The following is a 26,780-nucleotide window of genomic DNA, read 5'->3' on the forward strand; positions in this document are numbered from 1 at the left end:
CCGGCACCGGCGCCTGGGCGCCGGGTGTTAGGCCGGGTCCGGCGGATCGTCTCCCCCGAGCGTCTCTATCTGGTCGCCCTGGGCCTGACCGGGCTCGCCGCGCTGGTGTCGGTGACGCTGCCGGCTGCCGAACGCGGCGAACTCGCGGCCAACATGGTGAGCGCCACTGTGGGCGCGGCCCTCGGCGGCCTGTCCGTGGACACGTTCCTGCTGTCCCGCCCGGCCGGCTGGATCATGTCTCGTGGCCGGGTATGGATCGCCGGCATCCTCACCGTGTCGCTCGGCCTCACCGCACTGGCCGCCGCGCTGCTGACCACCCTGGCCGGGCTGGGCAGCCACCCGGTGGGCATCGGTGCGGGCTGCGCGCTCACCGTGTTCAACACGGCGGCGTCGCTCGGCCTGCGCCTCAAGCGGTTCTGGTTCGTCTACACCATGCGGGCGCTCGGTGGCGCGGTGCTGGTCGCCGGGTACGGGCTGCTGTGGCTGGGCCACCGGCTCGACGGTGCCCTGTGGAGCGTGCTCTGGCTGGGCGTGCAGGTCGCCACCGCCACCGTGCTCGGGGTGGCGGTGCTGAGCTGGGCGCGGCGGTTCGGGCCGGTGCCGGCGGCGACGGCGGGGCGCACGGAGTACCGCGCCGACCTGCTCGCGGTGGGCCGGCTGCACGTCGGGGTGTGCGCGCAGATGCTGACGTACCGGCTGAGTCAGGTCCTGGTGGCCCGCTTCGCCGGCGCGGGCGCGCTCGGTGTGTTCGCGCTGGCGGTGGCGGCGCTGGAGTTCGCGCAGTCCGGCGCGGTGGTACGGGCGCAGCGGATCCTGGCCGAGCGTGACCCGGACGCGATCGGCGACCACGGCCGCGAGGTCGTCAGGTCGGCGCTGCCGATCGCCGCGCTCGCCGTGATCGGCCTGGCGGTGCTCGGCGTGCTGGCGCCCGACTACCACGACGCCTGGATCTTCGGGCTGCTCCTGCTGCCGGGGACGCTGGCGTTGTCGGCCGGCAAGACGTGGAGCGCGGCGCTGCTCAAGCGCGCCGGCGAGCAGGCCACCACCGCCGTGGCCCTCGTCACCATGTCGGTGTCGGTGGTGCTGTACGTTCTGCTCATCCCGTGGGCCGGCGCGCTCGGCGCCGCGGTCGCGTCGTCTGTCGCCTACGGCGTCTACGCGTTGCGCACCCGGCAGCGACTCCAGCGGTCCACGCACCTCCTCGTCAATCGGATGGCCTAGCGGTGGACGTCTCAATCGTCGTGTTGACCTGGGAAGACTTCGAGCGCACCGACGGCTGCGTCCGCTCGCTGCCGGACGGCGTGGAAGCCGTCGTGGTGGACAACGGCAGCGCCGCCGAGATCAGCGACAGGCTGCGGGCCATGTGCGCCGAGACCGGCGCCCGGTACGTGCGCTCGGAGACGAACCTCGGCTACGCCAAGGGAATGAACCTCGGTGTCCGGCACAGCACCCGGTCCCGGGTGGTGCTGTCCAACAACGACATCCTGGTGCGGCCGGGCGCGATCGAGCGGCTGGCCGCCGAGCTGGACGACCCGGCTGTGGGCGCGGCGTTCCCGAAGGTGCTCGACGCGACCGGCCGGGACCAGACCGCAGCCGGCCGGTTCCTGACCGTGGGCACCGGCGTCGCGCACGCCACCGGCCTCAGCCTGGTGTTCCCGAGGCTGCGGATCGTGGCCCCGCCGGAGCGGGGCGACTGGCTCTCCGGGCCGTTCGTGGCGATCCGGCGGGAGACGCTGGACCGGATCGGCGGCGTGGACGAGTCGTCGTTCTTCTACTCCGAGGACCTGCGGCTGTGCTGGGCGGTGCGCCGGCTGGGGCTGCGCCTGGCGTACCTGCCGGACGCCGTCGTCACGCACGAGGACGACGCGAGCGCGAAGCGCCGGTGGGCGGTTGAGGAGATCTCCCGCCGGCAGACCCGCGAGTTCATCCGGGCCAGCCGTGAGCTGGCCGGGTGGCGGGGCACGCTGGCCTGCTCCGCGTACACGGTGGGGGTGCTCGCCCGGGCGGCGGTGGGCGGCGGGGCCGCGCGGCGGGCGATCGCCCGCGGCGCGCTGGAAGGCATGGGCGTCCGATGAGGGTGCTGTTCGTCTGCACCACCGGCGGGTCGGGGCGGCGGCAGCTCGGCGGCGCCGAGCGCTTCCTGATCGAGATGCTGCCGGCGCTCGCGTCCCGCGGCGTCGACGTGGTCGCCGCCACGCCTGACGACGAGGTGGCGGCGGCGTTGCGGGACGCGGGCGTGCCGTGGCGTCCGCTGGGCGCGGCCAGGCGGGTGGACCTGGGGTACGCGCGTGGCATCCGCGCGCTCGTCGAGGAACTGCGGCCGGACGTGGTGAGCGCGCACCTGCTCTCCGCCGCGATGCACGCCCGCGCCGGACTGGGCGTGCGGGGGCGTGGCACGCCGCTCGTGGTGACGCTGCACAACAGCCTCTGGCAGTACCGCGACACGGCGGAGACGCTGCGCGCCAAGGCCGCGGTGCAGGCGAACATCAGCACCGACCTGATGTTCCGTCGGCTGCGGCCGCACGCCACGGTCGCGGTCTCCGACTTCGAGGCCCGAGAGCTTCGGGTACGCGGGCGGATCCGCGACGTGCGGGTGATCCCGAACCCGCTGCCCGCCATCTGGCCGCAGGTCGGCGACACCGGCGGCCTGGCGCCGGACGGCCCGGTGCGGGTCGGCTTTCTCGGCCGGCTGGAGCGGGAGAAGGGCGCCGACCTGCTGGCGGACGTCGCCGCCGCGCTGCCGGACGTGGAGTTCCTGGTCGCCGGCGCGGGCACCGTCGACGTCCAGGAGCGCCCGAACCTGCACCTGGTCGGCCGCGTCGACGCCGCGCCGTTCCTGCAGCGACTGCACTGCCTGCTGGTGCCGTCCCGGGTGGAGGCGTTCGGGCGCAGCGCGCTGGAGGCGATGTCGCTGGGTGTGCCGGTGGTGCACTCGGGCGCGGGCGGGCTGACCGAGGTGACAGCCGCCGGTGACGGCGTGCTCGCGTACCGGGCGGAACTGACGCCGCAGGCGCTGGCCGCCGCCGTGCGGACGGCCACCGACCCGGCCGCGTGGGACGAGCGGCGGCGCGAGCTGGCCCGGCAGTACGCGGACCGGCACTCGTTCGACGCATGCGTGGACAACTGGCACGACCTGTACCGGACGGTCGCCCGTGACACCCGCTGAGCGACGCCTCTGGTCGGTCGGGATCCCGTTCGCGCTCGGCGTCGCCCTGCTGCTGGCCACGCTCGACGCCGGGATCGCTGTCGCGCTCGCGCTGGCCGTCGGCATGCTGCTCGCCGCGCGCCTGCGGATGTGGGCGCTCGCCGCCTGCGCCGCCGTCTGGACCGCCGCACTGCTGGCCGTGCGGGTGCTGCCCGGCCCGTACGACTCCTGGGCCGGTCGCGGCGTGCTGCCGGTGCTCGCCGGTTACGTGACGGTCTTCCTGCTGGCCTGGGCGGTGGGCCGGCGGCTGATCGACAGGCGGGACGACGGCGAGCGGTCCCGTCCGGCGCTGTCCTGGCCGTCCGAGCGCCGCCTGCTGACGTACCTGTCCGTGCTGCTCGGCGTGGCGGTGGTGACCGCGGCGATCCGGTTCCGGGGGACGGTGCCGCCGCTGCTCGCCGACAACCCGGACGCCGCCCGGCAGGTGCTGCGCGAGCAGTCGAACCTGGTCATCGGGCTGCTGTCCGAGGCGTGGACGCTCGGCATGGCGGTGTCGCTGCTGCGCGCGTTGTCCGCGCGCGGCGGGGCGCTGCCGGTCTACTACGCGCTGACGGCTGTCTTCACCGTCGGGGCGGCGCTCGGCGCGAGCAAGAACTCGGTGCTGGTGGGCATCGCGCCCGCGCTGATCGCGGCGCTGTCGGTACGGCGTACCCGGGGACGGGCCGCGTCGTTCCTGGCCGCGCGTACGCCTGTGGTGCTGCTGATCGGCGCGCTGGCGCTCGGGGCGGCGGTGTTCCTCGGCGGCCAGCGCACCATGGCCGGCACCGGCGCGTTCGAGACCGAGTTCCGGGCCCGCTACGGCAGCAACGCGCTGACCAGCAGCGCCGGGTCGCTGGACCTGTCGCTGAGTTCGTCCACCGAGACGTTCGGGCGGGTGTGGTCGCAGCGGGAGCACCTGGAGCCGCGGTACGGCACGTACTCGCTGACGTTCCTCGGCTCCCGCGTCGAGCCGATCGTCGGCAAGGCGGACCTGTACGGGCTGACGTCCCAGCTCAGCCAGCCGTACCTGATGAACACCGCGACGTTCGTGGCCATCCCGTTGCTCGACTACGGCCCGCTGGGCGCGGTGTTCTTCCTCGCCGCGCTGGGGCTGGCGGTGGGCGCGACCGAACGGTGGTTCGAGTTCTCCCGCGCGCCGGCCGGGCAGCTGGCGCGGGCGTTCGTCGTCTACTTCGCGCTGTTCGGCGTCTACGAGCTGTATCCGCTGATCTATCCGACCTGGCTGAGCCTGGTGCCCGGCCTCTGGGTGCTGCACCGGCTGGGCAGGAGCGCGGCATGACGTTCGACGGCCTCACCGTGGTCACCGTCCTCTACCGGTCCGCCGGCATGCTGGCCGAGACGCTGCCGACCTGGGTCCGCAGCGCCGGTGACCTGCCGGTCCGGTTCGTCTTCGCGGACAACTGGCCGTCCGACGGGTGCGCCGAGGTGATCGCCGGGCACCTGCCCGCCGACCGGTACGCGTACCTGCCCGATGCCACGAACCCGGGTTTCGCGGCCGGCTGCAACCGGGCGGCGGCGACGGTGGGCACGAGTCACCTGCTGCTGCTGAACCCGGACGTGTGGTTGCCGGACGACGCGCTGGCCCGGATCTGCGCCGCCGTCGCCGCCGACCCGGACGCCCCGATCGCTGTCGGACTGGCCATGCACGGCGGCGAGTACGTGGGCATCGACCTGAACCCGGTGTCGCTGTTCATCGACAGGCGAGCCACCGCGGGCCGCGCCCCGCTCGGTCCGTCCGGCGGCGCGGCGGTCTTCCCGGCCGCGCTGTACCGGCGGTTCGGCGGCTTCGACGAGCACCTGTTCGCCTGGGGCGAGGACGCCGACCTGGCGTTCCGGCTCTACGCCTCCGGGCTGCGCACGCGCGGGCTGGACGTGGTGCTGCCGCACGCGGGCGGGCACAGCGTCGACGGCGACGACCGGTTGCAGGGTTTCCGGGCGTTCCTGCTGGCCCGCAACCGGCTGCTGGTCGCGTCCCGCACGTTCACCTGGCCGCTGCTGCTCACCGCGGTGCCGGTGCTGGCACTCGCGCACCTCGCGCTGGCCGCCCGGCGGATCCGGCAGGGGCTGCTGCGGCCGTTCCTGCGCGGCATCGGACGCGGGCTGGCCGAAGGGCCGGCGGCCCGCCGCCGCTGGACCGGGCCGCGGTTCGGGTTCGCGTCCCTGCTCGGCTACCTGACCGCTCGGAGGGCGTGATGACGGCACAGCCGTGGACAGTGGTGACAGTCACCTACCACTCGGCGGACACGCTGCGCCGCTGCTGGCGCGGCCCGAAGCCGTACGAGTGGCTGGTGGTCGACAACGCCTCGGCCGACGACTCGGCGGCGGTCGCCGAGGAGCTGGGCGCGCGGGTGATCCGGCTGCCGGAGAACGTCGGCTTCTCCCGCGCCAACAACGTCGCGCTGCGCCAGGCGACCGGCCGGTACGTGTTGTTCGCCAACCCGGACCTGGAGGTGCGCCCGGACGGCCTGGACGCGCTGGCCCGGCACCTGGACACGCACGGCGGCCTGGTCGCGCCGCAACTGCTGGGCACCGACGGCACGCCGCAGGCCAACGGGCGTGGCTTCCCGTACGCCACGGCGAAGCTCGGCAACCGGAAGGTGTGGCCGCTGTCCCGGCTGCACGAGTCGTACCGGCTGGTGGCCGCGCCCGGCGAGACGCGCCACGTCGCCTGGGTCATGGGCGCGGCAGTGGCCGGCCGCACCGCCGACGTCACCGAGCTGGGCGGCTGGAACGAGCGGTTCTTCCTCTACTACGAGGATCACGAGCTGGGGCTGCGGGCTTGGCGGCACGGGCTGCCGGTGGCGGTGCTGGGCGACGTGCGGTGGACCCACCACTGGGCCCGCGCCACCAACTCGGTGCGCTGGTCCCGGGCGCACACGCTGGAGCTGCGCAGCGCCCGGACGTTCTTCGGCATGTTCCCGGAGTTCCTGGTCGGCCTGCCGCGACCGGCGCGTCGACACCGCCGGGCCGCCGGACTGGTCGGCACGGCGGTTCCGTCCACGGTGTCCGGTCCGGACGGGCAGTGATCGAGGGCGGTCGCGGGGCCGCTGACGTGAATGACGCTTTGATACCGTCTCGCCGTGTCCGTGACACGCCCGGCCTTCTCCCCCGCGATGGCGCCCGCGTCGGCGACGCCGGTGCCGTCACGGCCGGGCACGCCGGCGGCGTTCGTCGCGCTCGCGTGGGAGCGGCTGAGCCGGTCCCCGTACTGGTCCGTCGCGGGCCTGCTGGTCGCCTTCGGTGCCGTGCTGCGGATCCGGCAGTGGGCGTACGCGCGCAGCTTCTGGAGCGACGAGCTGTACGTCGCGCACAACATCCGGGAACGCGGCTACCTCGACCTGCTGCAGCCGCTGGCGTTCAGCCAGTCGGCACCGCCCGGCTGGCTGTGGCTGGAACGGTTCGCGTTCGAGCAGTTCGGCGACGGCGAGCGGGCGCTACGGCTGGTGCCGCTGCTGTTCGGGCTGGCGCTGCTGCCGCTCGTGGCGTGGCTCGGCCGGGCACTCCTGCCGCCGCTCGCCGCGCTGGCGGCGCTGCTGCTGGTCGCCGTCGCGCCGTTCCTGATCGGCTACTCCAACGAGCTGAAGCAGTACAGCGCCGAGGCGTTCGGCGTCACGCTCGTGATCGGGCTGGCGCTGCTGCTCGTCCGGACCGGCCCGACCTGGGCCGGGTCGGCGGTGTTCTGGTCGGTCGCGGCGGTGGCGGCGTTCGTCAGCACCCTGTCCATTCCGGTCACCGGTGCGCTCGGCGTGCTGCTGGCCGGGTACGCGCTGTCCCGCCCGGACCGCCCACCGGCGAGCAGGTGGCGGGATCTGGGCCGGTTCCTCGCCCCGGCGCCGGCCTGGGGTGTGGTGGCGCTCGTGGTGTACGTGCTGTTCCTGGCGCCGGGACTGGCCGATCCGCAGCTCGCGGCGTACTGGCGGGCGAAGTCGATCTACCCGGCGCACTCGCTCACCGACCTGGCCGCCACTGTGCAATGGCTCGCGGCGACGTACCGGAGTCTCGCCACGGTGCCGTTCGTGGCCTGGTCGGCGTGGGTCGTCGTACCGCTGCTGGTGCTGGGCACGGCCGCCGGGCTGCGCCGGCTCTCCACTGTGGCGGTGCTGGTCCTGCTCACCCCGCTGGCGGCCGGGCTGGCCGGCGCGGCGGTGTCGGTCTACCCGTTCAACGGCCGGCTGGCGCTCTACGCGGTGCCGGCGTGCCTGCTGCTCGCCGCGCTCGCGGTCGCGCCGCCACCGTCGCGGGCCGGCCTGCCCGCCCGGGTCAGGTGGGTGGTCGGGGTGGTGCTGCTGCTGGCGCTCGCCGTTCCGCAGCTGGCCACCGCCGTGGTGGCGACTGTGCATCCGGCGCGGGCCTTCGCCCAGGGCGGCGGCGCCAACGCCGTCGACTACCGGGGCGCGCTGAGCTACCTGGAGGACAAGCGCCGCCCGGGTGACCTGGTGCTTGCCACCACCGTGTCGTGGAACGCCCAGGCCTGGTACGGCCCGGCGGCGGACGCCTACGTGGTCGCCGCCGGCCCCGGCGGGTGTCCGAAACAGACCGTGTCGACGCTGCTGCCCGGGCGGTCCCGGGTCTGGCTGTTCCAGGCCACCGACTGGGCCGACGGGGCGAACCGGGATGTCATCGTCCGGCTCGGTGGCACCGGCGTGGCGGTCACCGAGCGGCAGTTCAGCGGCGCTCGCGTGGTCCGGTTCGACCTGGCCGCGGGCGTCACCAAGGGCAGCGACATCTGCCTGGTGCCGCCGCCGAACGGCGCCCGCGTCCGTTAGCTGTGGCGCTGCCAGAGGTCGCGCAGGGCGTCCCAGTTGCCGCCGAGCCCCGCCCCGCACGGGGTCTCCATGTAGATCGCGCTCGTGTTGTCGTCGCGGCCCCACCAGATGCCGCAGACCGGGCGGCCGTCCTGGCCGTTGCCGGCGTACTCGACGTAGCTGCCCTGCGCCCCGCTGACGCCGCCGGTGGCCGGGCCGGCCTCCCGCATGCCGGGCGCGAGCGCCCTGCCGATGATGCCCATCTGCTGGCGGAAGGCGCGCGCCGCCTCCTTCTTCTCCGCCGACTCGTACTCGGCGAAGTGCACCGACACGCCCAGGTAGCGGCAGAAGACGTGCTGCTTCTCCCCGGCGGCGAGCCCGGGACCGCTCTTCTCGGTGTTGATCGCGCAGCCGCCGACCCCGTCGAGCCACGGCTCGGCGATCGGCATGAGCGTGGCGTCGAACTTCGCCTTGTTCAGCGACTGCTGGGTGGCCTCGTAGAGCGCCGGGGAGGCGCTCGCCTTCGGCGTGGACGGTTCACCGCCGTCGGCGAGTGACCGGCCGGCCAGCAGCCCGGCGCCGCCGGCCAGCACCGCCGCCATGACCAGGCCCCCGATCCACAACCCGGTACGGCTCTTGGGCGGACGGGCGACCGGGGTGATCCGGGGACCGCCGGTCGGCACGAGCGGATCCGGGGCGGCGGCCTGGGCCGGGATCGCCGGCACCGGCATCCCCGGCGACACCGGCATGCCCGGTGACACGGGCGCTCCGGAGGACACGGGCGCGCCGGAGACCGGCTGCTGCGGCGTCATCGCCCACGGCTGCGGGCTCCACGGCAACTGCGGCGGCGAGGAGACCTGCTGCGGCGGCGCGGACACCGGCGGGGGCGGCGGGAGCATCTCGCCGGTGGCGGTGCGCTGGTAGTCCATGCCCAGGCTGCGGAACAGCCGCTCGGCAGCGCCGTCCTCTTCGGACGGGTACGCCACCCAGGGCTGGCCGGCGGCGAAGTCGGAGTTCACGTAGCGGTGACCGCCGGGCGTCTGGGCCAGCACGTTCGCCGCGTTCGTGAACGCCTCGCGCCAGCGCTGGTCACCGGCCGCGGCGCCGTCGAGGACCGCCACGGTCAGCGCGCGGTCCTGCCCGTCGAGCGCGGCCCAGGCCCTGCCGACCTGGCACTCGCCCAGCACCTCGGTGAACCTGTACGGACCTTCCGGCTGCATGCCCCACTCCTCTGCTCACCCGCCGTGCGGATAGTACAGAGAGCACGCTCATCGGATCTCCCTGCGGTCGGGCCACTCTTGCGCTCTGAAAGTTTTCATGCATAGAGTCGCGGCGTGAATGAAAGCGGTGCGGCCGCCCCTGACCGCCTGCTCGACCTGTTCCACGGCGTACGGCTCACCCCGACCCAGCGCCGCATCGCCCACTGCCTGGTGCGGCACGCGGGCGCGGCGGCGTACCTGTCCGCCGCCGAGGTGGCCGAGCTGGCCGGCGTCAGCCAGCCGTCGGTGACCCGGTTCGCCATGGCGCTCGGGCACGACGGCTACCCCGCGCTGCGCCGCCGCCTGCGGGAACTCACGGTCACCGGGTCGGCCGGGTCGGCCGTCGGCAACGCCCTGCAACGGGCGGTGCACGCCGAGCGGGACAATCTCGACCGGCTCGCCGCGCAGCTCGCCGACGCCGGCCGGGTCGCCGAGGTGGGCAAGCTGCTCGCGGCCAGCCGTCCGCTGCCGGTGCTCGGGCTGCGCGCCGCCGCGCCGCTCGCCGCGTACTTCGCGTACTTCGCCGCGAAGGTCCACCCGGACGTGCGGGTCCTCGACGACGGCGGCAGCATGCTGGTCGACCGCCTGGACCAGGCGGCAGCGGCCGGCGCGACGGCGCTGCTCGCGTTCGTGCTCCCCCGCTACCCCAGGGAAACCCTGGACGCGCTGCGCGAGGCCCGGGACGCCGGGCTGACCGTCGTGGCGATCACCGACTCGCCGGTGAGCCCGGCCGCCGAGCACGCCGAGGTGGTGCTGCCCGCCGCCGTCGGCGCCGACCTGGTCTTCGACCTGCACACCGCCCCGATGACGCTGGCCATGGTGGTGCTCCAGGCGATCTGCGACGCCGCACCGGCCGAGACCCAGAACCGGCTCGAGGCGTTCGAGTCGTCCGCCGCCCGCCGCCAGTTGTTCCTCGGCTGAGAGGAGTACGAGATGCACCAGCCCGTCCGCGCCGCCCGCGGCACCGCACGCACCGCGAAGGGGTGGCCGCAGGAGGCCGCCCTGCGGATGCTGATGAACAATCTCGACCCCGAGGTGGCCGAGCGCCCCGAGGACCTGGTGGTCTACGGGGGCACCGGCAGGGCGGCCCGGGACTGGCCGTCGTACCACGCGCTCGTGCGCACGCTGACCGACCTGCGCGACGACGAGACGATGCTCGTGCAGTCCGGCCGCCCGGTCGGGGTGATGCGCACCCACGAGTGGGCGCCGCGCGTGCTGCTGGCCAACTCCAACCTGGTCGGCGACTGGGCCACCTGGCCCGAGTTCCGCCGGCTGGAGTCACTGGGCCTGACCATGTACGGGCAGATGACCGCCGGTTCCTGGATCTACATCGGCACCCAGGGCATCCTCCAGGGCACGTACGAGACGTTCGCCGCGGTGGCCGCCAAGCGCTTCGAGGGCACGCTCGCCGGCACGTTGACGCTCACCGCCGGGTGCGGCGGGATGGGTGGGGCGCAGCCGCTCGCGGTCACCATGAACGGCGGCGCCTGCCTGATCGTGGACGTGGACCGGTCCCGGCTGGAGCGGCGGGCGCACGACCGCTACCTGGACGAGATCGCCGACTCGCTCGACGACGCGGTGGAGCGGGCGCTGGCGGCGAAGCGGGACCGGCGGGCGCTCAGCGTCGGAGTGGTCGGCAACGCGGCCACCGTCTTCCCGGAGCTGCTGCGCCGGGGTGTGGCCGTCGACATCGTGACCGACCAGACCAGCGCGCACGACCCGCTGTCGTACCTGCCGGAGGGCGTGGACCCGGCCGACGCGCGGGACTACGCGGCGGCCAAGCCGGCCGAGTTCACCGACCGGGCGCGGGCGTCGATGGCGAAGCACGTGGAGGCGATGGTCGGCTTCCTGGACGCCGGCGCGGAGGTCTTCGACTACGGCAACTCGATCCGGGGCGAGGCCAAGCTCGGCGGATACGAGCGGGCGTTCGACTTCCCCGGGTTCGTGCCCGCGTACATCCGGCCGCTGTTCTGCGAGGGCAAGGGCCCGTTCCGCTGGGCCGCGCTCTCCGGCGACCCGAAGGACATCGCGGCCACCGACCGGGCCATCCTCGACCTGTTCCCCGAGAACGAGTCCCTCGCCCGGTGGATCCGGATGGCCGGTGAGCGGGTCGCGTTCCAGGGCCTGCCGGCGCGGATCTGCTGGCTCGGCTACGGCGAGCGCGACCGGGCCGGGGTGCGGTTCAACGAGATGGTGGCCTCCGGTGAGCTGAGCGCGCCGGTGGTGATCGGCCGGGACCACCTGGACTGCGGCAGCGTGGCCAGCCCCTACCGGGAGACCGAGGCGATGGCCGACGGCTCCGACGCGATCGCCGACTGGCCGCTGCTGAACGCGCTCGTCAACACCGCGAGTGGCGCGTCCTGGGTGTCCATCCACCACGGCGGCGGCGTGGGGATCGGCCGGTCCATCCACGCCGGCCAGGTCTGCGTGGCCGACGGCACTGAGCTGGCCGGGCAGAAGATCGAGCGGGTGCTCACCAACGACCCGGCGATGGGCGTGATCCGGCACGTCGACGCCGGCTACGACGACGCCCGCGAGGTCGCCGGGCGCACCGGCGTCCGCGTCCCGATGGCCGAGTAAGGAAGGGCCCCTTGTTAACGCATTCTGCATGGGAAGGGTCCCTTCCTAACCGGTTCCGCGAGCTGTGGGACGAGATCGCCCCGGTCGGGCGGGACGCCGGCAGCGGCGGCTACCTGCGCTACGCGCTCACCGAACCGGAGCGCACGCTGCGCGGCTGGTTCCGGGAGCAGGCCGACCGGCGGGGCATGCCGGTGTCCGAGGACGGCAACGGCAACCTGTTCGCCTGGTGGGGCGACCCCGAGACCGGCGGCGCGGTGCTCACCGGCAGCCACTTCGACTCGGTGCCGCACGGCGGCGCGTACGACGGGCCGCTCGGCATCGTCAGCGCGTTCCTCGCCGTCGACGAGCTGCGGGCCGCGGGCGTCACCCCGGACCGGCCGGTGGTGGTGGCCGCGTTCGTGGAGGAGGAGGGCGCGCGGTTCGGCGTACCCTGCCTGGGGTCGCGGCTGCTCACCGGCGAGATCGACGTCGACCGCGCGGCCGGGCTGCGCGACCAGGCCGGGACGACCTTCGCCCAGGCGCTGGGCGAGCGGCCGGCGGGCGCCGGCCCGGCGCTGCTCGGCCGCTTCGCGGCCTTCGTGGAGCTGCACGTCGAGCAGGGCCGCGCGCTGGTCGACCTGGACGCGCCGGTCGCGGTGGCGTCCGCGATCTGGCCGCACGGCCGGTGGCGGTTCGACTTCACCGGCGAGGGCAACCACGCGGGTACGACACGGATGGCCGACCGCCGCGACCCGATGCTCACGTACGCGTTCACGGTGCTGGCGGCGAACAAGGAGGCCCGGCTGCGCGACGCGCACGCCACTGTGGGCCGGGTGTCGGTCGAGCCGAACGCCACGAACGCGATCCCGTCCCGGGTCACCGGCTGGCTGGACGCGCGGGCGGCCGAGGCGGAGACGCTGTACGGTCTGGTCGAGGCGGTACGCACCAAGGCCGCCGACCGGGCCGGCCGCGACGGGACCGCGCTGACCTGCACGCAGGAGTCGGCGACCCCGCTCGTCGCGTTCGACAGCGGGCTGGCTGACCGGCTGGCCGCGCTGCTCGGCGCGCCGGTGCTGCCCACCGGCGCCGGGCACGACGCGGGTGTGCTGGCGGCGCACCTGCCCACCGCGATGCTGTTCGTGCGCAACCCGACCGGGGTGTCGCACTCCCCCGCCGAGGCGGCCACCGACGCCGACTGCGCCGCCGGGGTGGCCGCCCTGGCCCGGGTGCTGGAGGAGCTGGCATGCCGCTGACCCGCTGGCTGGCCGAGTACGCCTGGCTGCCCGACCGCGCCGAGCCCACCCGGGACGTGCTGATCGAGGCGACCGACGGGCGGCTCACCGCTGTCACCCCGCTGACCGTGGACGGTCCGCCGACCGCCGGGGTGGAGGTGCTCGCCGACGCGGTCCGGCTGCCCGGGCTGACGCTGCCCGGCCTCGCGAACGCCCACTCGCACGCGTTCCACCGGGCGCTGCGCGGGCGCACCCACGACGGGCGCGGCGACTTCTGGTCCTGGCGCAGCCTGATGTACGCCGTCGCGATCCGGCTCGACCCGGACACCTACCTGGCGCTGGCCCGCGCCGTGTACGCGGAGATGGCGCTGGCCGGGATCACCTGTGTGGGTGAGTTCCACTACCTGCACCACGGTCCCGGCGGCACCCCGTACGACGACCCGAACGCCATGTCCGCCGCGCTCGTGGAGGCCGCCGCGCACGCCGGGATCCGGCTCACGCTGCTGGACACCGCGTACCTGGCCGGGGGCGTGGACGGGGCGCCGCTGGCCGGGCCGCAACGCCGGTTCGGCGACGGCGACGCGCTGCGCTGGGCGCAGCGGGTGGACGCGTTCCGCCCGGCCGACGAGCACGTCCGGCTCGGCGCGGCCATCCACTCGGTACGCGCGGTCCCGGCCGAGCAGCTCGCCACGGTCGCCGGCTGGGCCGACCGCAACGGGCTGCCGCTGCACGTGCACCTGTCCGAGCAGCCGGCCGAGAACGACGCCTGCCGGGCCGTGCACGGGTGCACCCCGACGCGGCTGCTGGCCGACCACGGCGTGCTCGGCCCGCACACCACGGCCGTGCACGCCACCCACCCGACGGCCGCCGACGTGGCGCTTCTCGGCGACAGCCGCACCCGCGTCTGCCTCTGCCCCACCACCGAACGCGACCTGGCCGACGGGATCGGGCCGGTGCGCCGGATGGCCGACGCGGGCAGCCCGCTCAGCCTCGGCAGCGACAGCCACGCCGTGGTGGACCTGTTCGAGGAGGCCCGCGCGGTCGAGATGGACGAGCGGCTGCGTACCCGCAGGCGGGGTCACTTCAAGACGGTCGAGCTGGTCGGCGCCGCCACCGTGGGCGGGCACGCCGCGCTCGGCTGGGGCGACGCCGGCCGCCTCGCCGTCGGGCAGCGCGCGGACCTGGTCACGGTACGGCTGGACAGCGCCCGCACCGCCGGGATCCCGCCGGTCGGCGCGTTCTTCGCCGCCACCGCCGCGGACGTGACAAGCGTCGTGGTCGACGGGCGGCCCGTGGTGGACGGCGGCCGGCACCTCACCGTGGACGTGCCCACCGAGCTGCGGGACGCCATCGCGGCGGTGACCGCGAAGGAGGACTCGTGACGCGCGGCAGCCTGCTCGTCGACCACATCGGCGAGCTGGTCACGAACGACGGCCGCGACGGCGACCCGCTGGGCGTCCGCCGCGACGCCGCCCTGCTCGTCGAGGACGGCGAGGTGGCCTGGACCGGTCCGGCCCGGCACGCGCCCGCCGCCGACCGGCGCATCGACGCCGGTGGCGCCGCGGTGCTGCCCGGCTTCGTGGACAGCCACGCCCACCTGGTCTTCGCCGGGGACCGGGCGGCCGAGTTCGCCGCCCGGATGGCCGGCGAGCGGTACACCGGCGGCGGCATCCGCACCACAGTCGGCGCCACCCGCGCCGCCTCCGACGACGACCTTCGCGCCACTGTGGGCCGGCTGCGCGCGGAGATGCTGCGGCAGGGCACCACCACCGTCGAGATCAAGAGCGGGTACGGCCTCAACGTCGCCGACGAGGCCCGCTCGCTGCGGATCGCCGCCGAGTTCACCGGCGACACCACGTTCCTCGGCGCGCACGTCGTCCCCGCCGAGTACGCCGACCGCCCGGACGACTACGTGGGTCTGGTGTGCGGGCCGATGCTGGCCGCCGCCGCGCCGTACGCCCGCTGGATCGACGTGTTCTGCGAGCGGGGCGCGTTCGACGCCGACCACGCGCGGGCGATCCTCGCCTGCGGGCAGGCCGCCGGTCTCGGCGTACGGCTGCACGCCAACCAGCTCGGTCCCGGGCCGGGCGTACGGCTCGGGGTGGAGCTGGGCGCGGCCAGCGTCGACCACTGCACCCACCTGACCGACGCGGACGTCGACGCGCTGGCCGGTTCGGAGACTGTCGCCACGCTGCTGCCAGGCGCCGAGTTCTCCACCCGGTCGCCGTACCCGGACGCCCGCCGGCTGCTCGACGCGGGCGTCACGGTCGCGCTGGCCACCGACTGCAACCCCGGTTCGTCGTACACGTCGTCGATGCCGTTCTGCGTCGCGCTCGCCGTACGCGAGATGCGGATGACCCCGGCGGAGGCGGTGTGGGCCGCGACCGCCGGTGGGGCGGCGGCGCTGCGCCGCACCGACGTGGGCCGGCTGACCCCCGGGGCGCGGGCCGACCTCATGATCCTCGACGCCCCGTCCCACCTGCACCTGGCCTACCGGCCGGGTGTGCCACTGATCCGCCAGGTTCTGCACAACGGAGTGCCGCGATGACCACCGTCACCATCCTGTCCACCGGGGTCACCCCCGCCGACGTGCTCGCGGTGGCCCGCGGCACCGCCAAGGTCGTGCTCGACCCGGCCGCCACCGAGGCGATGGCCACCTCGCGGTCCATCGTGGACGGCATCGAGGCGGCCGGCCGTCCGGTGTACGGCGTCTCCACCGGCTTCGGCGCGCTCGCCAACACGTTCGTCGCCCCGGAGCGCCGGGCCGAGCTTCAGCACGCGCTGATCCGCTCGCACGCCGCCGGGGTGGGCGCGCCGATGCCCCGCGAGGTGGTACGCGCCATGATGCTGCTGCGGGTCCGCTCGCTGGCGCTCGGCCGCTCCGGGGTCCGCCCGCTGGTCGCCGAGGCGCTCGTGGACCTGCTCAACCACGAGGTCACCCCGTGGGTGCCCGAGCACGGCTCGCTCGGCGCGTCCGGCGACCTGGCGCCGCTGGCGCACTGCGCGCTGGTGCTGCTCGGCGAGGGCTGGGTGCTCGGCCCGGCCGGCGACCGCATCCCGGCCGCCGACGCGCTGCGCCGCGTCGGTCTCAAGCCGGTGTCGCTGGCCGCCAAGGAGGGGCTGGCGCTGATCAACGGCACCGACGGCATGCTCGGCATGCTGCTGCTCGCCGTCTCCGACGCCCGGCACCTGTTCGCCATGGCGGACGTGACGGCGGCGCTGGCCATCGAGGCGATGCTCGGCTCCGAGCGGCCGTTCCTGCCCGAGCTGCACGCCATCCGCCCGCATCCCGGCCAGGCCGCGTCGGCGGCGAACATCCACCGGCTGCTGCAGGGCTCGGCGGTGATGGACTCGCACCGCGACGACCTGGCACACGCGGTGCAGGACGCGTACTCGATGCGCTGCGCCCCGCAGGTGGCCGGCGCGGCCCGGGACACGCTCGACTTCGTCGAGGTGGTGGCCGGCCGGGAACTGCTGTCGGTGGTGGACAACCCGGTGGTGCTGCCGGACGGGCGGGTCGAGTCGACAGGCAACTTCCACGGCGCGCCGCTCGGCTTCGCCGCCGACTACCTGGCCATCGCCGCCGCCGAGGTGGGCGCGATCGCCGAGCGCCGGGTGGACCGGCTGCTGGACGTCACCCGCTCCCGGGAACTGCCCGCGTTCCTGTCCCCCGACGCCGGGGTGAACTCGGGCCTGATGATCGCCCAGTACACAGCCGCCGGGATCGTGGCGGAGAACCGCCGGCTCGCCGCGCCCGCCTCGGTCGACTCGCTGCCGACCAGCGGCATGCAGGAGGACCACGTCTCGATGGGCTGGGCGGCCACCAAGAAGCTGCGCACCGTGTTGGACAACCTGACCAGCCTGCTCGCGGTGGAGCTGCTGTCGGCCGTACGCGGGCTCCAGCTCCGCGCGCCGCTCACCCCGTCACCGGCCGGACGGGCAGCGCTCGACGCGCTCGGCGGCACCATCGGCGAGCCGGGACCGGACGCGTTCCTCGCGCCGCTGATCGAGGCCGCGCGCGAGGTGGTACGCGGCCCGGAGCTGCGCGCGGCGATCGAACGGGAGATCGGCCCGCTCGGCTGATCTCAGGCGGCGGGCGGGAGCACCTTCGCGACCAGCTTGGCCAGCTCCCGCAGCGCCTTGCCGCGGTGGCTGACCGCGTCCTTCTCCTCCGGCGTCAGCTCCGCGTTCGTGCGCTCCTGCCCGTCGCCCAGGAAGATCGGGTCGTAGCCGAAGCCGCCGTCGCCGCGCGGCGCGCGCAGCAGCCGGCCGGACTGGCGGCCGTCGACCAGGTGCTCCTTGCCACCGGGCAGCACCAGCGCGACGGTGCAGACGAACGCGGCGCCCCGGTGCTCGTCCGGCACGTCGGCGACCTGGTCCAGCACGAGCTGCAGGTTGGCGTGGTCGTCGCCGTGCCGGCCGGACCAGCGGGCGCTGAACACACCCGGCATGCCGTTGAGGGCGTCCACCGCCAGCCCGGAGTCGTCGGCGATGGTCGGCAGGCCGGTACGCCGGCAGCCCTCCCGCGCCTTGATCAGCGCATTCTCACCGAACGTGAGGCCGGTCTCCGGCAGCTCCGGGTACTCCTCGACGTCGTCGAGCCCGAGCAGGGCGATCCGGTGCGCGCCGAGCGCGCCGTCCAGGATCCGCTGGAGCTCGACCAGCTTCTTCCGGTTCCGGGTGGCGAGCAGGACCTTGTTCATGACGAGAGCGCCTTCCGCTGCGCGTCGGCCAGTTCCAGACAGCCCGCCACGCCCAGGTCGAGCAGCGCGTCGAGCTGGTCGCGGGCGAAGACACCCGCCTCGCCCGTACCCTGCACCTCGACGAAGTCGCCGGTGCCGGTGCAGACCACGTTCATGTCGACCTCGGCGGTGACGTCCTCGGCGTAGCAGAGGTCGAGCATCGGCTCGCCGCCGATCACGCCGACGCTCACCGCGGCCACCGAGCGGTGCATCACCTTCTCCACCTTGCCGGCCAGCGCCTTGCGCTCGGCCAGCCAGGTCACCGCGTCGTGCAGCGCGACGTACGCGCCGGTGATCGCTGCGGTACGGGTGCCGCCGTCGGCCTGGAGCACGTCGCAGTCGAGCACGATCGAGTTCTCGCCGAGCGCCTTGAGGTCGACGCAGGCGCGCAGGCTGCGGCCGATCAGCCGGGAGATCTCATGCGTGCGCCCGCCGACCTTGCCGCGCACGCTCTCCCGGTCGGAACGGGTGTTGGTGGCCCGGGGCAGCATCGCGTACTCGGCTGTCACCCAGCCCAGCCCGGAACCCTTGCGCCAGCGGGGCACGCCCTCGGTGACGCTCGCCGTGCAGAGGACCCGGGTCGCGCCGAACTCGACGAGCACCGAGCCCTCCGGGTGGGTGCTCCAGCCCCGGGTCAGGGTCACCGGTCGGAGTTGGTCGGGCCGCCGCCCGTCAGGTCGCGCCATGCCTGCACCCTATGCGGTGCGGTGATCGCACCGCCCGCGGGTGCCCGCCGACACGACCCGGCCGCCGCCGGGCTCAGACGTCGTAGCAGGCGCCGGGCCGGACCACGTCCAGCGGCCCGGCGTACGCCCCGGCCGCCGCCTCCACGGTCTGCGACTCGCTGCCCCAGGCCGGTACGAGGTGGGTGAGCAGGAGCCGTCCCACTCCCGCCTTGGTAGCCGCCTCGCCGGCCTCCCGGCCGGTCAGGTGCAGGTCCGGCGGGTTCTCCACGCCGTCCATGTAGCTCGCCTCGCAGAGGAACACGTCGGCGTCCTGGGCCAGGCGCAGCAGCGCCTCGCAGGGCGCGGTGTCGGCGGAGTAGCAGAACACCCGGCCGCCGTGCTCCAGCCGCACCCCGTACGTCTCGACCGGGTGGTTCATCCGGTCGACGGTGACCGAGAACGGGCCGATCGGGAACGTGCCCGGCTGGAGGCCGTAGAACTGGTAGACGTCCTCCACCGAACCCTCCTCCTGCCCGTACGCGGCGGCCAGCCGGTCGGGCGCGCCGGAGGGGGCGTACATCGGCAGGGGCGGGTACGGGCCGTCCGGCGCGTACCGGCGTACCACCACGTAGGACACGGCGTCGAACATGTGGTCGCAGTGCAGGTGGGTGAGGAGGACGGCGTCGGGGGCGTGCAGCCCGACGTAGCGCTGGAGCGTGGAGAGCGACCCCGCCCCGAAGTCGATCAGAAGCCGGAAGCCCTCGGCTTCCATGAGATAGGCCGAACAGGGGGATTCGGGCCCCGGGAAGCTGCCCGCGCAGCCGAGGACGGTCAGTCTCATCCGGTGGCCTCGATCTCACGATGAGTAGTCGATGCGCCGGCGGCGGCCCCGCCGATGATCACTACCGACGCGCTCGCCACGCTGCGCAGCCTACGCGTCGCCCCGGTCGAGCAAGAATCATCTGCCGGAAGTTGTCATCAACGTGACACCCATACACGTCCGCCCCGGACGAGACCGGCGGCCCGGCCGGCGTGCACGCCGCCGACCGGACCGGCCATCGGTCGGTCAGGCCCAGAGCTGACCGTCCAGGGCCTCCTCCGCGTCGGCGAGTGTGCCGCCGTACGCGCCGGTGGACAGGTATTTCCAGCCGCCGTCGCAGACCACGAACGCCACGTCCGCGCGGCGGCCGTCGCGGACCGCCTCGTGCGCCACAGCGAGCGCGGCGTGCAGGATGGCGCCGGTGGAGAACCCGGCGAAGATGCCCTCCACCTCGACGAGCTGCCGGGTACGCAGCACCGCGTCCCGGGTGCCCACGGAGAAGCGGCGGGACAGCACCCCGGCGTCGTACAGCTCGGGGACGTAGCCCTCGTCGATGTTGCGCAGACCGTAGACCAGCTCGCCGTAGCGCGGCTCGGCCGCCACGATCTGGATGCCCTCGACCTTCTCCCGCAGGTAACGCCCGGTGCCCATGAGCGTGCCGGTGGTGCCCAGCCCGGCCACGAAGTGGGTGATGCCCGGCAGGTCCTGCAGCAGCTCCGGCCCGGTCGTCTCGTAGTGCGCCCGGGCGTTCGCCTCGTTGCCGTACTGGTAGAGCATCACCCAGTCCGGGTGCTCGGCGGAGATCTGCTTCGCGGTCGCGACGGCCTGGTTCGAACCACCCGCGGCCGGCGAGAAGATGATCTCCGCGCCGTACATCCGGAGCAGTTGCACCCGCTCGGTGGAGACGTTCTCCGGCATCACGCAGACCAGCCGGTAGCCGCGCAGCTTCGCCACCATGGCCAGCGAGATGCCGGTGTTGCCGCTCGTCGGCTCCAGGATGGTGTCACCCGGACGCAGCCGGCCGGACTCCTCGGCCGCGCGGACCATGAACAGGGCCGCGCGGTCCTTGATGCTGCCGGTCGGGTTCCGGTCCTCCAGCTTCGCCCAGAGCCGCACCGGCGGCGCCCCGGCCGGGACCGTCGGCGAGAGCCGGGGCAACCCGACCAGCGGCGTGCCGCCGCAGGCGTCGAGCAGGCTGTCGTACCGCGCCATCGCGGGCCCCCTCAGCGGGCGGCGCGCGTGGAGACCGCGTGCGAGGCGATCGCCGCGGCGGCCGCGAAGCCGAACGCGCCACCGGCGACTGCCGGCAGGATGGTCACGCTGTCGCCGTCGTTGACCTTGGCGTCGAGCGCGCCGAGGAAGCGGACGTCCTCGTCGTTCACGTAGACGTTGACGAACCGGTGCAGCACGCCCGCGTCCGTGACCAGGCGGGCCTTCAGGCCGCCGTGCCGGGAGTCCAGGTCGGCGATCAGGTCGGCGAGCGTGTCGCCGCTGCCCTCGACGACCTTCGCGCCGCCGGTGTAGCTGCGCAGGATGGTGGGGATGCGAACCTCGATGGCCATGGTGTCTCGTGCTCCTCGTTCGGGATCGTGCCAGGTGACGGGAAAAGGAAGGTGCCGGCGCTGAAGGTCAGCGGTCGGAACACTCGTAGTCGACCGTCGCCGGGCTCTGCCCGAACATGTAGGACTGGACGGCGTTCGGGTCCACGGCGGCATCCACGATCTCCACCGGCTCCTCGGTGACCACGCCGTCGACGATCCGGAAGGAGCGGATCTCCTCGGTGTCGGGCTCGCGGGTCGAGACGAGCAGGTAGTGCGCGCCCGGCTCGCCGGCGAAGGAGACGTCCGTACGCGACGGGTATGCCTCCGTCGCGGTGTGCGAGTGGTAGATGACGACCGGTTCCTCGTCACGGTCGTCCATCTCGCGCCACACCCGCAGCTGCTCCATCGAGTCGAACTCGTAGAACGTCATGGAGCGGGCGGCGTTGTCCATCGGGATGTGCCGGGTCGGGGTGTCGCTGCCGACGGGACCGGCGACCACGCCGCACGCCTCGTCCGGGTGGTCCCGACGCGCGTGGGCGACGATCGCGTCGATGATCGACCGGTCGATGCTCAGCACGCCGCCAAGCCTAGCGCCTGGTCCTCCCGGGCGGCGAGGTGGCAACCGTCACCACTCAGTCGATGAGCGCGTTGAGCAGGGATTCCTGGAGATATCCGAGATAGGCGTAGACCGACAGTTGGAACACCCGGGACGAACCCGGGTCCGCCGCCACCGCGTCGTCGAGCTCCTCGCCCAGGTCGGTGCCGTCCTTGATCTCCAGGCGTACGCCCATCGCCAGCCGGGCGTCGTTCAGCGCCCGCAGCCACGCCTCGGCCGCCTCCGCGTCCAGTCGCACCTCGCCGCCGGCCTCCCCGTCCGGCAGCGCGGCGAGGACGGCGCCCGCCTGGTCGATCTTGCCGGTCTTCAGGTCGCCCTCGGTGTAGCGGCGGAACTCGGCGGTGCCGGCGTCGTCGTCCGGGTAGACGTCGGGGAACAGCCGCCCGACCACCGGATCGCCGTGGTCGAAGCCGTCGGTCAGCAGGCCGACCACCTCGTTGGCGACCTTGCGCAGCACCCGGACCTCGTCGACCGCGAACGTGGCCACGTAGTGGTCGCCCCGGCGGCGGAACATGCTCACAGCGCCACCTTTGCTCGCGACTGCGGGGCTCGCAACACCGGCTCTCTCCTCGCGCTCACGACCGGTCCACCGTCGCCCACAGCCCGTACGCGTGCAGCTGCGCCGCGTCGTGCTCCATCCGCTCCCGGGCGCCGCTGGAGACCACTGCCTTGCCCTTGTGGTGCACGTCCAGCATGAGCCGCTCCGCCTTCTCCCGGCTGTACCCGAAGAGCTTCTGGAACACCCAGGTCACATACGTCATCAGGTTGACCGGATCGTCCCAGACGATGGTCACCCATGGCCGGTCGGAGACCGGCACCTCTTCGGTGTCCGGCGTCTCGACCGGCGCAACCTGTGGAGCCGCCATGCCCCCCATCGTGCCACCGGATCCGGGGAACCGATGAACCGGAACTGCTCGCGGGTCGTCGTCACCCGCCCGGGCCGCGTACGCGAGCCCGGGTCGCCGTGTGCCGGCGCCGTGGTCAGGCAAGCAGGATGCCGTGGTCGACCGCATCGGCGAGCACCGCGCCCAGCGAGAGACGGATCACCTCGAAGCGGCGGGACACCTCGCGGGACAGTTCGAGTTCGACCTCGCGCAGCGCGCGCTGCGCCCAGGAGCGAGCGGCGTTCGGGTCGTTGTTGCCGGGTGCCCGCCAGTGCTGCCAGCAGCCGCCGTTGAGGGCGACGCCGACCGGCGGGAGCACCTCGTCGCGCTGCGCGCCGGGCAGCCCGGCCAGCGCGTCCAGGGCGCCGGCGCCGGTCAGCCCGGCGACCCCGGCCGTGCTGGTAACCAGGAGCACCCGGTCCAGCTCGGGGGCGTCCGGGTGGTCGGCCAGGCCCCAGCGCACCGCGTGGGTGATCCGCCGGTGCACGCCCTCGGCCAGCGGCGCGCCGAAGACCCGGGCGGCGGCCTCGTCGACCAGGCTCCGCACCGCCTCGTCGCACTGGGCGGTGGCGAGCAGCGACAGCGCCTCCAGCTCGCGGTCGAGCATCGGCGGCAGGCCGGCGCAGCCGACCCCGAAGACGATCTCCTGCACCACCCGCAGGTGGATGTTGGCCAGCTCCAGGGCGAGGTGCTGGCGGATCCTGCGGGCGCAGGCGCGGGCCTGACGGTCGATCCGGTCGGCCAGCTCACCCGGCTCGACGCCGGCGAGCACCGGCACCCGGCCGTGCGCGCCGGCCGGCACCGGCGGGCGGGCGCTGCCGCGTCGCAGCACCTCGTCGGCGGCCCAGCCCACCAGCGCGCGGCGCAGCTGGGACAGCTCGGCGCGGCGGGCCGGGAACCACCGGGCCGGGGTGAGTGCCGGCACCGCGGCCAGCAGCGCCGCCCGGTGCGCCTCGATGGAGACCGACACCGGGTCGAGCCGGCGGGCCGGCCCGTTCCCGCCGGACGCCGCCCGGTCCTGGGCCCGCGCGCCGTCGCCCGGCGCGGCCGGACCGGTCTCGCCGGGCGTGACGGCGAAGAACACCTCGACCCGGGTACGCGCCACCTCGGCCAGCAGGTGCAGCTCGGCCGCGCTGAACGCCTGGTCGGCGGAGATCACGAAGAGCAGCGCGCCGGCCCGGCCGACGGCGTCGCGCAGCACCCGGCCGCCGGCGACGCCGAGCGTGCCGGTGTCCGGCGTGTCGACGACCGCGAAGTGCCGCAGCAGCGGATCGGGCAGGCTCAGTTCGACCCGGCGCGGCGGCCGGGCCAGCGCCGGGCCGGCGGCGAGCGGGTCGGCGCCGTAGGCGTGCGGCTGGCGGTAGCCCGGCACGTACGCGGCGCGGGTCGCGGTGGCGGCGTGCTGGACCAGGAGGTTGCTTCCCGGCGGCACGGCGAGCGTGGCGGCCTCGACCCCGAGCAGGCCGGCGATCAGCTCGCGCCGGTTCGCGCCGGCCGGACCGGCGACGACCACCGCCATCGGCTCGTCCGGCCCGGGCGTGGTCACCCCGAGCCGGGTCGGCAGCGGCGCGCATTCGGGAGGCTCGGCCTGCCGGCCCGGGTCGGGCACGTCGACCGAAGGGAGCGGACCTGGCGTCATCAGGTGGGCCTCCCGGTCGGGCGACCGGGGTGCCGGTCGCGGATGTTCCCTGGTTGCAGGGACTGCCGGAAGAGTACGGGTGTCGGCCATCCGACAACCAACACATCCGGTACTCAGGGGTAATGAACAGATTACTCAACTTCACTGCGTGACGACGCATACGCGCAGGGAATACGGTCGATATGCTGCATCGATGAGCAGGTGGGAGTTCGTCGGCCGTACTGATGAACTCAACCGTCTGTTGTCGGCGGTCGGCGGCCCGGAGGGGCGCGGGTTGCTCTTCAGCGGCGACGCCGGGGTCGGCAAGAGCCGGTTGCTGCGCGAGGGGGTCGCCGCGCTCTCCCCCGAGCGGTACGCGATCTGGTCCATCGCGGCCAGCGCGACCACCGCCGCGTTGCCGTTCGGCGGGCTGGTCCAGGTGCTGCCCGCCTCGCAGCCGCAGGGTCTCTCCCCCGCCGGGATCCTGCGCTGGGCCATGGACGTGCTCCAGGAACAGGCCGCCGGCCGGCCGGTCGTGCTGGCCGTCGACGACGCGCATCTGCTCGACCCGCCCTCGGCGGCGCTCGTGCACCTGGTCGCCCGCTCGGAGAACGCGTACGTCATCGGGACGCTGCGCAACGGCGAACAGGTCCCGCTGCCGATCCGCGCACTCTGGACCGACGACCTGGTCGACCTGGTCGAGCTGAGCCCGCTGTGCCGCAGCGAGACCACCGGGCTGCTCGCCGCGATCCTGGGCGGCCCGGTCGACGCCGGCTCCTCCGACCGGCTGTTCCAGCTCTCCGCCGGCAACCCGCTGCTGCTGCGGGAGCTGGTGCTGGCCGCCGACGACGAGCTGAACCGCAGGTACGGGATCTGGACGTGGACCGGCCGGCTGGAGCTGGCGCCCAACCTCACCGAACTGATCGACACCCGGATCGGCCAGCTCACCCCCGGCGTCCGGGCGGTCGTCGAGCTGGTCGCCTTCGGCGAGCCGCTGGGCCTGCAACTGCTGGAACGCGCGGTCGACCCGGCCGACGTGGAGACCGCCGAGGAACGCGGACTCATCACGCTGGTCCACGACGACCGGCGGCTCAACGTCCGCCTGGCGCACCCGCTCTACGGCGAGGTGATGCGCCGGCACTGCCCGGTCAGCCGCACCCGCCGCCTCCAGGCCACCCTCGCCGGGCTGCTGGAACAGGTGGGCAAGCGCCGCCGGGAGGACCTGCTGCGCGTCGCGGTGTGGCGGCTCGACTCCGGTACGGCGCAGGACGTGGCCCTGCTGCTCGAAGCGGCTGTGCAGGCGTTCGGCCGGTACGACGTGCCACTGGCCACCCGCCTGGCCCGGGCCGCGCTGGAGGCCGGCGGCGGCACGGACGCGGCGGAGCTGCTCGCCACGATCCTGATGTTCGGCGACCGGCCGGACGAGGCGCTCGGCGTGCTCGACCAGGTCGCCGGTGAGATCCACGACGACCGGCGGCGCAGCCGGTGGCTGACCGTACGGGGCATGGTCAGCTACTGGGGACTCAACCGCGAGTCCACGGTGGATGAGATCGCCGCGCGCGGCGAGGAGCTGAGCGACCCCGCCGACCGGGCGCGCGTACGCGCGTTCGAGGCCATCATGCGGCTGCACCGGCTCGACGTCGACGTCGCGGTCCGGCTGGCCCAGGAGGTGCTGGACCGGCCCGCCGCCCCGATGGCCGCCCGGGAGCTGGCCCGCTGCACGCTCGCCCACCTGCAGGCCGCGCAGGGGCAGTACCAGCTCAGTGCCACAGCGATCGCCCGGGTGCAGGCCGAGGCGGCGTGCTGGCGCGCCGACATGCCCTATCTCCAGCTCGCCATGGAGCTGGCCCGGGGCACCCGGCTGACGCTCTCCGGCGACCTGCCCGGCATCGACGCGATCGTCGCCGACGAGTTCGCCGACCTGGCCGGGGCCGGCGACTTCCGGCTCGGCACCGGCTACCTGGCCATCCTCCAGGCGTACGCGGCACGGCTGCGCGGGCGCGGCGACGACGCGCTGCGGACCAGCCTGGAGGCGTGCGCGGTGCTCGCCACCAGCCGGGTGTACGCGGGCCTCGCGCACGCCGAGCGCGCCCAGGCCGCCGCGCTGCGCGGGGACGCGACGCACGCGGCCGAGGCGATGGCCGAGGCGGATCGGACGCACGCGCCCGGGATGGCAGTGCTCTACCCGTGGCTGGAACAGGCCCGGGGCGCGGTCCAGGCCGCGACGGGCGATCTGCCGGCCGCCACCAAGCACCTGTGTGCGCTCGCCGACCGGCTGCGCGAGGACGGCCTGGCCGGGCACGAACTGCTCGTCCTGCTCGATCTGGTCCGGCTCGACCAGGCCGCCGCGCCGGTCGGCCCGACCTGCACCGACGGTGGCCGGCGCACCGTGGCGCAACGCCTGGCCGAACTCTCCGAGCAGGTCGACGGCGTGCTGCCGCCGCTGGTCGCCCGGTTCGCCCGGGCCGCCGTCGACGGCTCGCCGGACGCGCTGCTCGCCGTCGCCGACGGCTTCGCCGACCGGGAACTGAGCGTGTACGCGGTCGAGGCGACCGCCCTGGCGCTGCACCGGACGCGACACGTCCGGGCCGGCGCCACCGGGCCGATCCGGGAACGCCTGGCCGGCCTGCTGCGCCGCTGCGACGAGATCTCCACCCCGGCGCTGCGCCTGCTGCGCCCGACGCTCAGCGAGCGGGAGTGGGAGATCGCGCGCCTCGCCGCCGACGGCGTTACCAGCCGCGCCATCGCCGAGCGGCTGTTCCTGTCCACGCGCACGGTGGAGAACCACCTCCAGCGCGTCTACAGCAAGCTCGGCGTCGCCGGGCGCGGCGAGTTGCGGGCCGCACTGCGGTCCATGCCGGGGCACGACGGCACGGACCCGGGCTGAACTCTAG

General features: G+C 74.4%; 24 protein-coding genes. 14 read left to right on the top strand and 10 right to left on the bottom strand.

Going from position 1 to position 26,780, the window contains the following annotated elements; translation table 11 throughout:
- The first annotated feature begins 24 nt into the window (after nt 1–24).
- Genes Q3W68_RS02470 through Q3W68_RS02500 form a run of 7 tightly spaced genes read left to right on the top strand, consistent with a single transcriptional unit; the run spans nt 25 to nt 7,971 of the window.
- On the top strand, nt 25–1,221 hold the full coding sequence (locus Q3W68_RS02470; RefSeq protein WP_302903893.1) for a hypothetical protein: 1,197 nt from the start codon (nt 25–27) through the stop codon (nt 1,219–1,221).
- 2 nt (nt 1,222–1,223) lie between these two features.
- Nucleotides 1,224–2,075: a glycosyltransferase gene (locus Q3W68_RS02475; RefSeq protein WP_302903894.1), complete on the top strand. Its 852-nt coding sequence runs from the start codon at nt 1,224–1,226 to the stop codon at nt 2,073–2,075.
- Entirely contained in the window at nt 2,072–3,166 is a 1,095-nt protein-coding gene (locus Q3W68_RS02480) for a glycosyltransferase family 4 protein (protein WP_302903895.1), read from the top strand. The genes Q3W68_RS02475 and Q3W68_RS02480 overlap by 4 nt, the downstream gene beginning before the upstream one ends.
- Nucleotides 3,153–4,484 (top strand): hypothetical protein, encoded by a 1,332-nt coding sequence (locus Q3W68_RS02485; protein WP_302903896.1) that lies wholly within the window; start codon nt 3,153–3,155, stop codon nt 4,482–4,484. The genes Q3W68_RS02480 and Q3W68_RS02485 overlap by 14 nt, the downstream gene beginning before the upstream one ends.
- The gene (locus tag Q3W68_RS02490; RefSeq protein WP_302903897.1) at nt 4,481–5,398 is read left to right on the top strand and encodes a glycosyltransferase family 2 protein; all 918 of its coding nucleotides are present in this window, start codon (nt 4,481–4,483) and stop codon (nt 5,396–5,398) included. Before Q3W68_RS02485 ends, Q3W68_RS02490 begins: the two co-directional genes overlap by 4 nt.
- Nucleotides 5,398–6,231: a glycosyltransferase gene (locus Q3W68_RS02495; protein ID WP_302903898.1), complete on the top strand. Its 834-nt coding sequence runs from the start codon at nt 5,398–5,400 to the stop codon at nt 6,229–6,231. Before Q3W68_RS02490 ends, Q3W68_RS02495 begins: the two co-directional genes overlap by 1 nt.
- A 54-nt stretch (nt 6,232–6,285) precedes the next feature.
- A complete protein-coding gene (locus Q3W68_RS02500) occupies nt 6,286–7,971 on the top strand; it encodes a glycosyltransferase family 39 protein (RefSeq protein WP_302903899.1) in 1,686 nt (561 codons plus the stop codon).
- Here the strand turns inward: Q3W68_RS02500 and Q3W68_RS02505 are convergent.
- Nucleotides 7,968–9,170: a hypothetical protein gene (locus Q3W68_RS02505; RefSeq protein WP_302903900.1), complete on the bottom strand. Its 1,203-nt coding sequence runs from the start codon at nt 9,168–9,170 to the stop codon at nt 7,968–7,970. The genes Q3W68_RS02500 and Q3W68_RS02505 overlap by 4 nt on opposite strands.
- Nucleotides 9,171–9,284: 114 nt before the next feature.
- Here Q3W68_RS02505 and Q3W68_RS02510 point away from each other — a divergent pair, with 114 nt between their 5' ends.
- From Q3W68_RS02510 to hutH, 6 genes are read left to right on the top strand one after another with little or no spacing between them, the layout of a single operon-like run.
- A complete protein-coding gene (locus tag Q3W68_RS02510) occupies nt 9,285–10,130 on the top strand; it encodes a MurR/RpiR family transcriptional regulator (protein ID WP_302903901.1) in 846 nt (281 codons plus the stop codon).
- 12 nt (nt 10,131–10,142) lie between these two features.
- Nucleotides 10,143–11,789: a urocanate hydratase gene (hutU, locus tag Q3W68_RS02515; RefSeq protein ID WP_302903902.1), complete on the top strand. Its 1,647-nt coding sequence runs from the start codon at nt 10,143–10,145 to the stop codon at nt 11,787–11,789.
- Nucleotides 11,790–11,800: 11 nt separating this feature from the next.
- Entirely contained in the window at nt 11,801–13,021 is a 1,221-nt protein-coding gene (locus tag Q3W68_RS02520; protein WP_302903903.1) for an allantoate amidohydrolase, read from the top strand.
- On the top strand, nt 13,018–14,382 hold the full coding sequence (locus tag Q3W68_RS02525; protein WP_302904937.1) for a formimidoylglutamate deiminase: 1,365 nt from the start codon (nt 13,018–13,020) through the stop codon (nt 14,380–14,382). The genes Q3W68_RS02520 and Q3W68_RS02525 overlap by 4 nt, the downstream gene beginning before the upstream one ends.
- Nucleotides 14,379–15,548 (top strand): imidazolonepropionase, encoded by a 1,170-nt coding sequence (gene hutI, locus Q3W68_RS02530; protein WP_302903904.1) that lies wholly within the window; start codon nt 14,379–14,381, stop codon nt 15,546–15,548. Before Q3W68_RS02525 ends, hutI begins: the two co-directional genes overlap by 4 nt.
- Nucleotides 15,545–17,083: a histidine ammonia-lyase gene (gene hutH, locus Q3W68_RS02535; protein WP_302903905.1), complete on the top strand. Its 1,539-nt coding sequence runs from the start codon at nt 15,545–15,547 to the stop codon at nt 17,081–17,083. The genes hutI and hutH overlap by 4 nt, the downstream gene beginning before the upstream one ends.
- A gap of 2 nt (nt 17,084–17,085) precedes the next feature.
- Here hutH and rdgB read toward each other — a convergent pair whose 3' ends face one another.
- The 9 genes from rdgB to Q3W68_RS02580 all read right to left on the bottom strand — a co-directional run bounded on the left by rdgB (nt 17,086) and on the right by Q3W68_RS02580 (nt 23,907).
- On the bottom strand, nt 17,086–17,703 hold the full coding sequence (rdgB, locus tag Q3W68_RS02540) for an RdgB/HAM1 family non-canonical purine NTP pyrophosphatase (protein ID WP_120571409.1): 618 nt from the start codon (nt 17,701–17,703) through the stop codon (nt 17,086–17,088).
- Nucleotides 17,700–18,428, bottom strand: coding sequence for a ribonuclease PH (rph, locus tag Q3W68_RS02545; RefSeq protein ID WP_210893717.1), 729 nt, complete (start codon nt 18,426–18,428; stop codon nt 17,700–17,702). Before rph ends, rdgB begins: the two co-directional genes overlap by 4 nt.
- A 73-nt stretch (nt 18,429–18,501) precedes the next feature.
- Entirely contained in the window at nt 18,502–19,248 is a 747-nt protein-coding gene (locus tag Q3W68_RS02550) for an MBL fold metallo-hydrolase (RefSeq protein ID WP_302903906.1), read from the bottom strand.
- 225 nt (nt 19,249–19,473) lie between these two features.
- Nucleotides 19,474–20,439, bottom strand: coding sequence for a PLP-dependent cysteine synthase family protein (locus Q3W68_RS02555; protein ID WP_047892374.1), 966 nt, complete (start codon nt 20,437–20,439; stop codon nt 19,474–19,476).
- A gap of 11 nt (nt 20,440–20,450) precedes the next feature.
- Nucleotides 20,451–20,789 (bottom strand): MoaD/ThiS family protein, encoded by a 339-nt coding sequence (locus Q3W68_RS02560; RefSeq protein ID WP_302903907.1) that lies wholly within the window; start codon nt 20,787–20,789, stop codon nt 20,451–20,453.
- 67 nt (nt 20,790–20,856) lie between these two features.
- Entirely contained in the window at nt 20,857–21,345 is a 489-nt protein-coding gene (locus Q3W68_RS02565; protein WP_013284357.1) for a Mov34/MPN/PAD-1 family protein, read from the bottom strand.
- A 55-nt stretch (nt 21,346–21,400) separates the two neighbouring features.
- Nucleotides 21,401–21,898: a DUF2017 domain-containing protein gene (locus tag Q3W68_RS02570; protein ID WP_302904938.1), complete on the bottom strand. Its 498-nt coding sequence runs from the start codon at nt 21,896–21,898 to the stop codon at nt 21,401–21,403.
- A 61-nt stretch (nt 21,899–21,959) separates the two neighbouring features.
- Nucleotides 21,960–22,250, bottom strand: coding sequence for an ATP-dependent Clp protease adapter ClpS (gene clpS, locus Q3W68_RS02575; RefSeq protein WP_018786685.1), 291 nt, complete (start codon nt 22,248–22,250; stop codon nt 21,960–21,962).
- 115 nt (nt 22,251–22,365) lie between these two features.
- Nucleotides 22,366–23,907, bottom strand: a complete 1,542-nt coding sequence (locus Q3W68_RS02580; RefSeq protein ID WP_302903908.1) for a hypothetical protein — start codon at nt 23,905–23,907, stop codon at nt 22,366–22,368.
- Between the two features lie 193 nt (nt 23,908–24,100).
- Here Q3W68_RS02580 and Q3W68_RS02585 point away from each other — a divergent pair, with 193 nt between their 5' ends.
- Nucleotides 24,101–26,773: a LuxR family transcriptional regulator gene (locus Q3W68_RS02585; protein WP_302903909.1), complete on the top strand. Its 2,673-nt coding sequence runs from the start codon at nt 24,101–24,103 to the stop codon at nt 26,771–26,773.
- The last annotated feature ends 7 nt before the right edge of the window (nt 26,774–26,780 follow it).

Origin of the sequence: Micromonospora sp. C28ISP2-4, assembly GCF_030519385.1 — a bacterium.
GTDB classification, from domain to species: Bacteria; Actinomycetota; Actinomycetes; order Mycobacteriales; family Micromonosporaceae; genus Micromonospora; species Micromonospora tulbaghiae.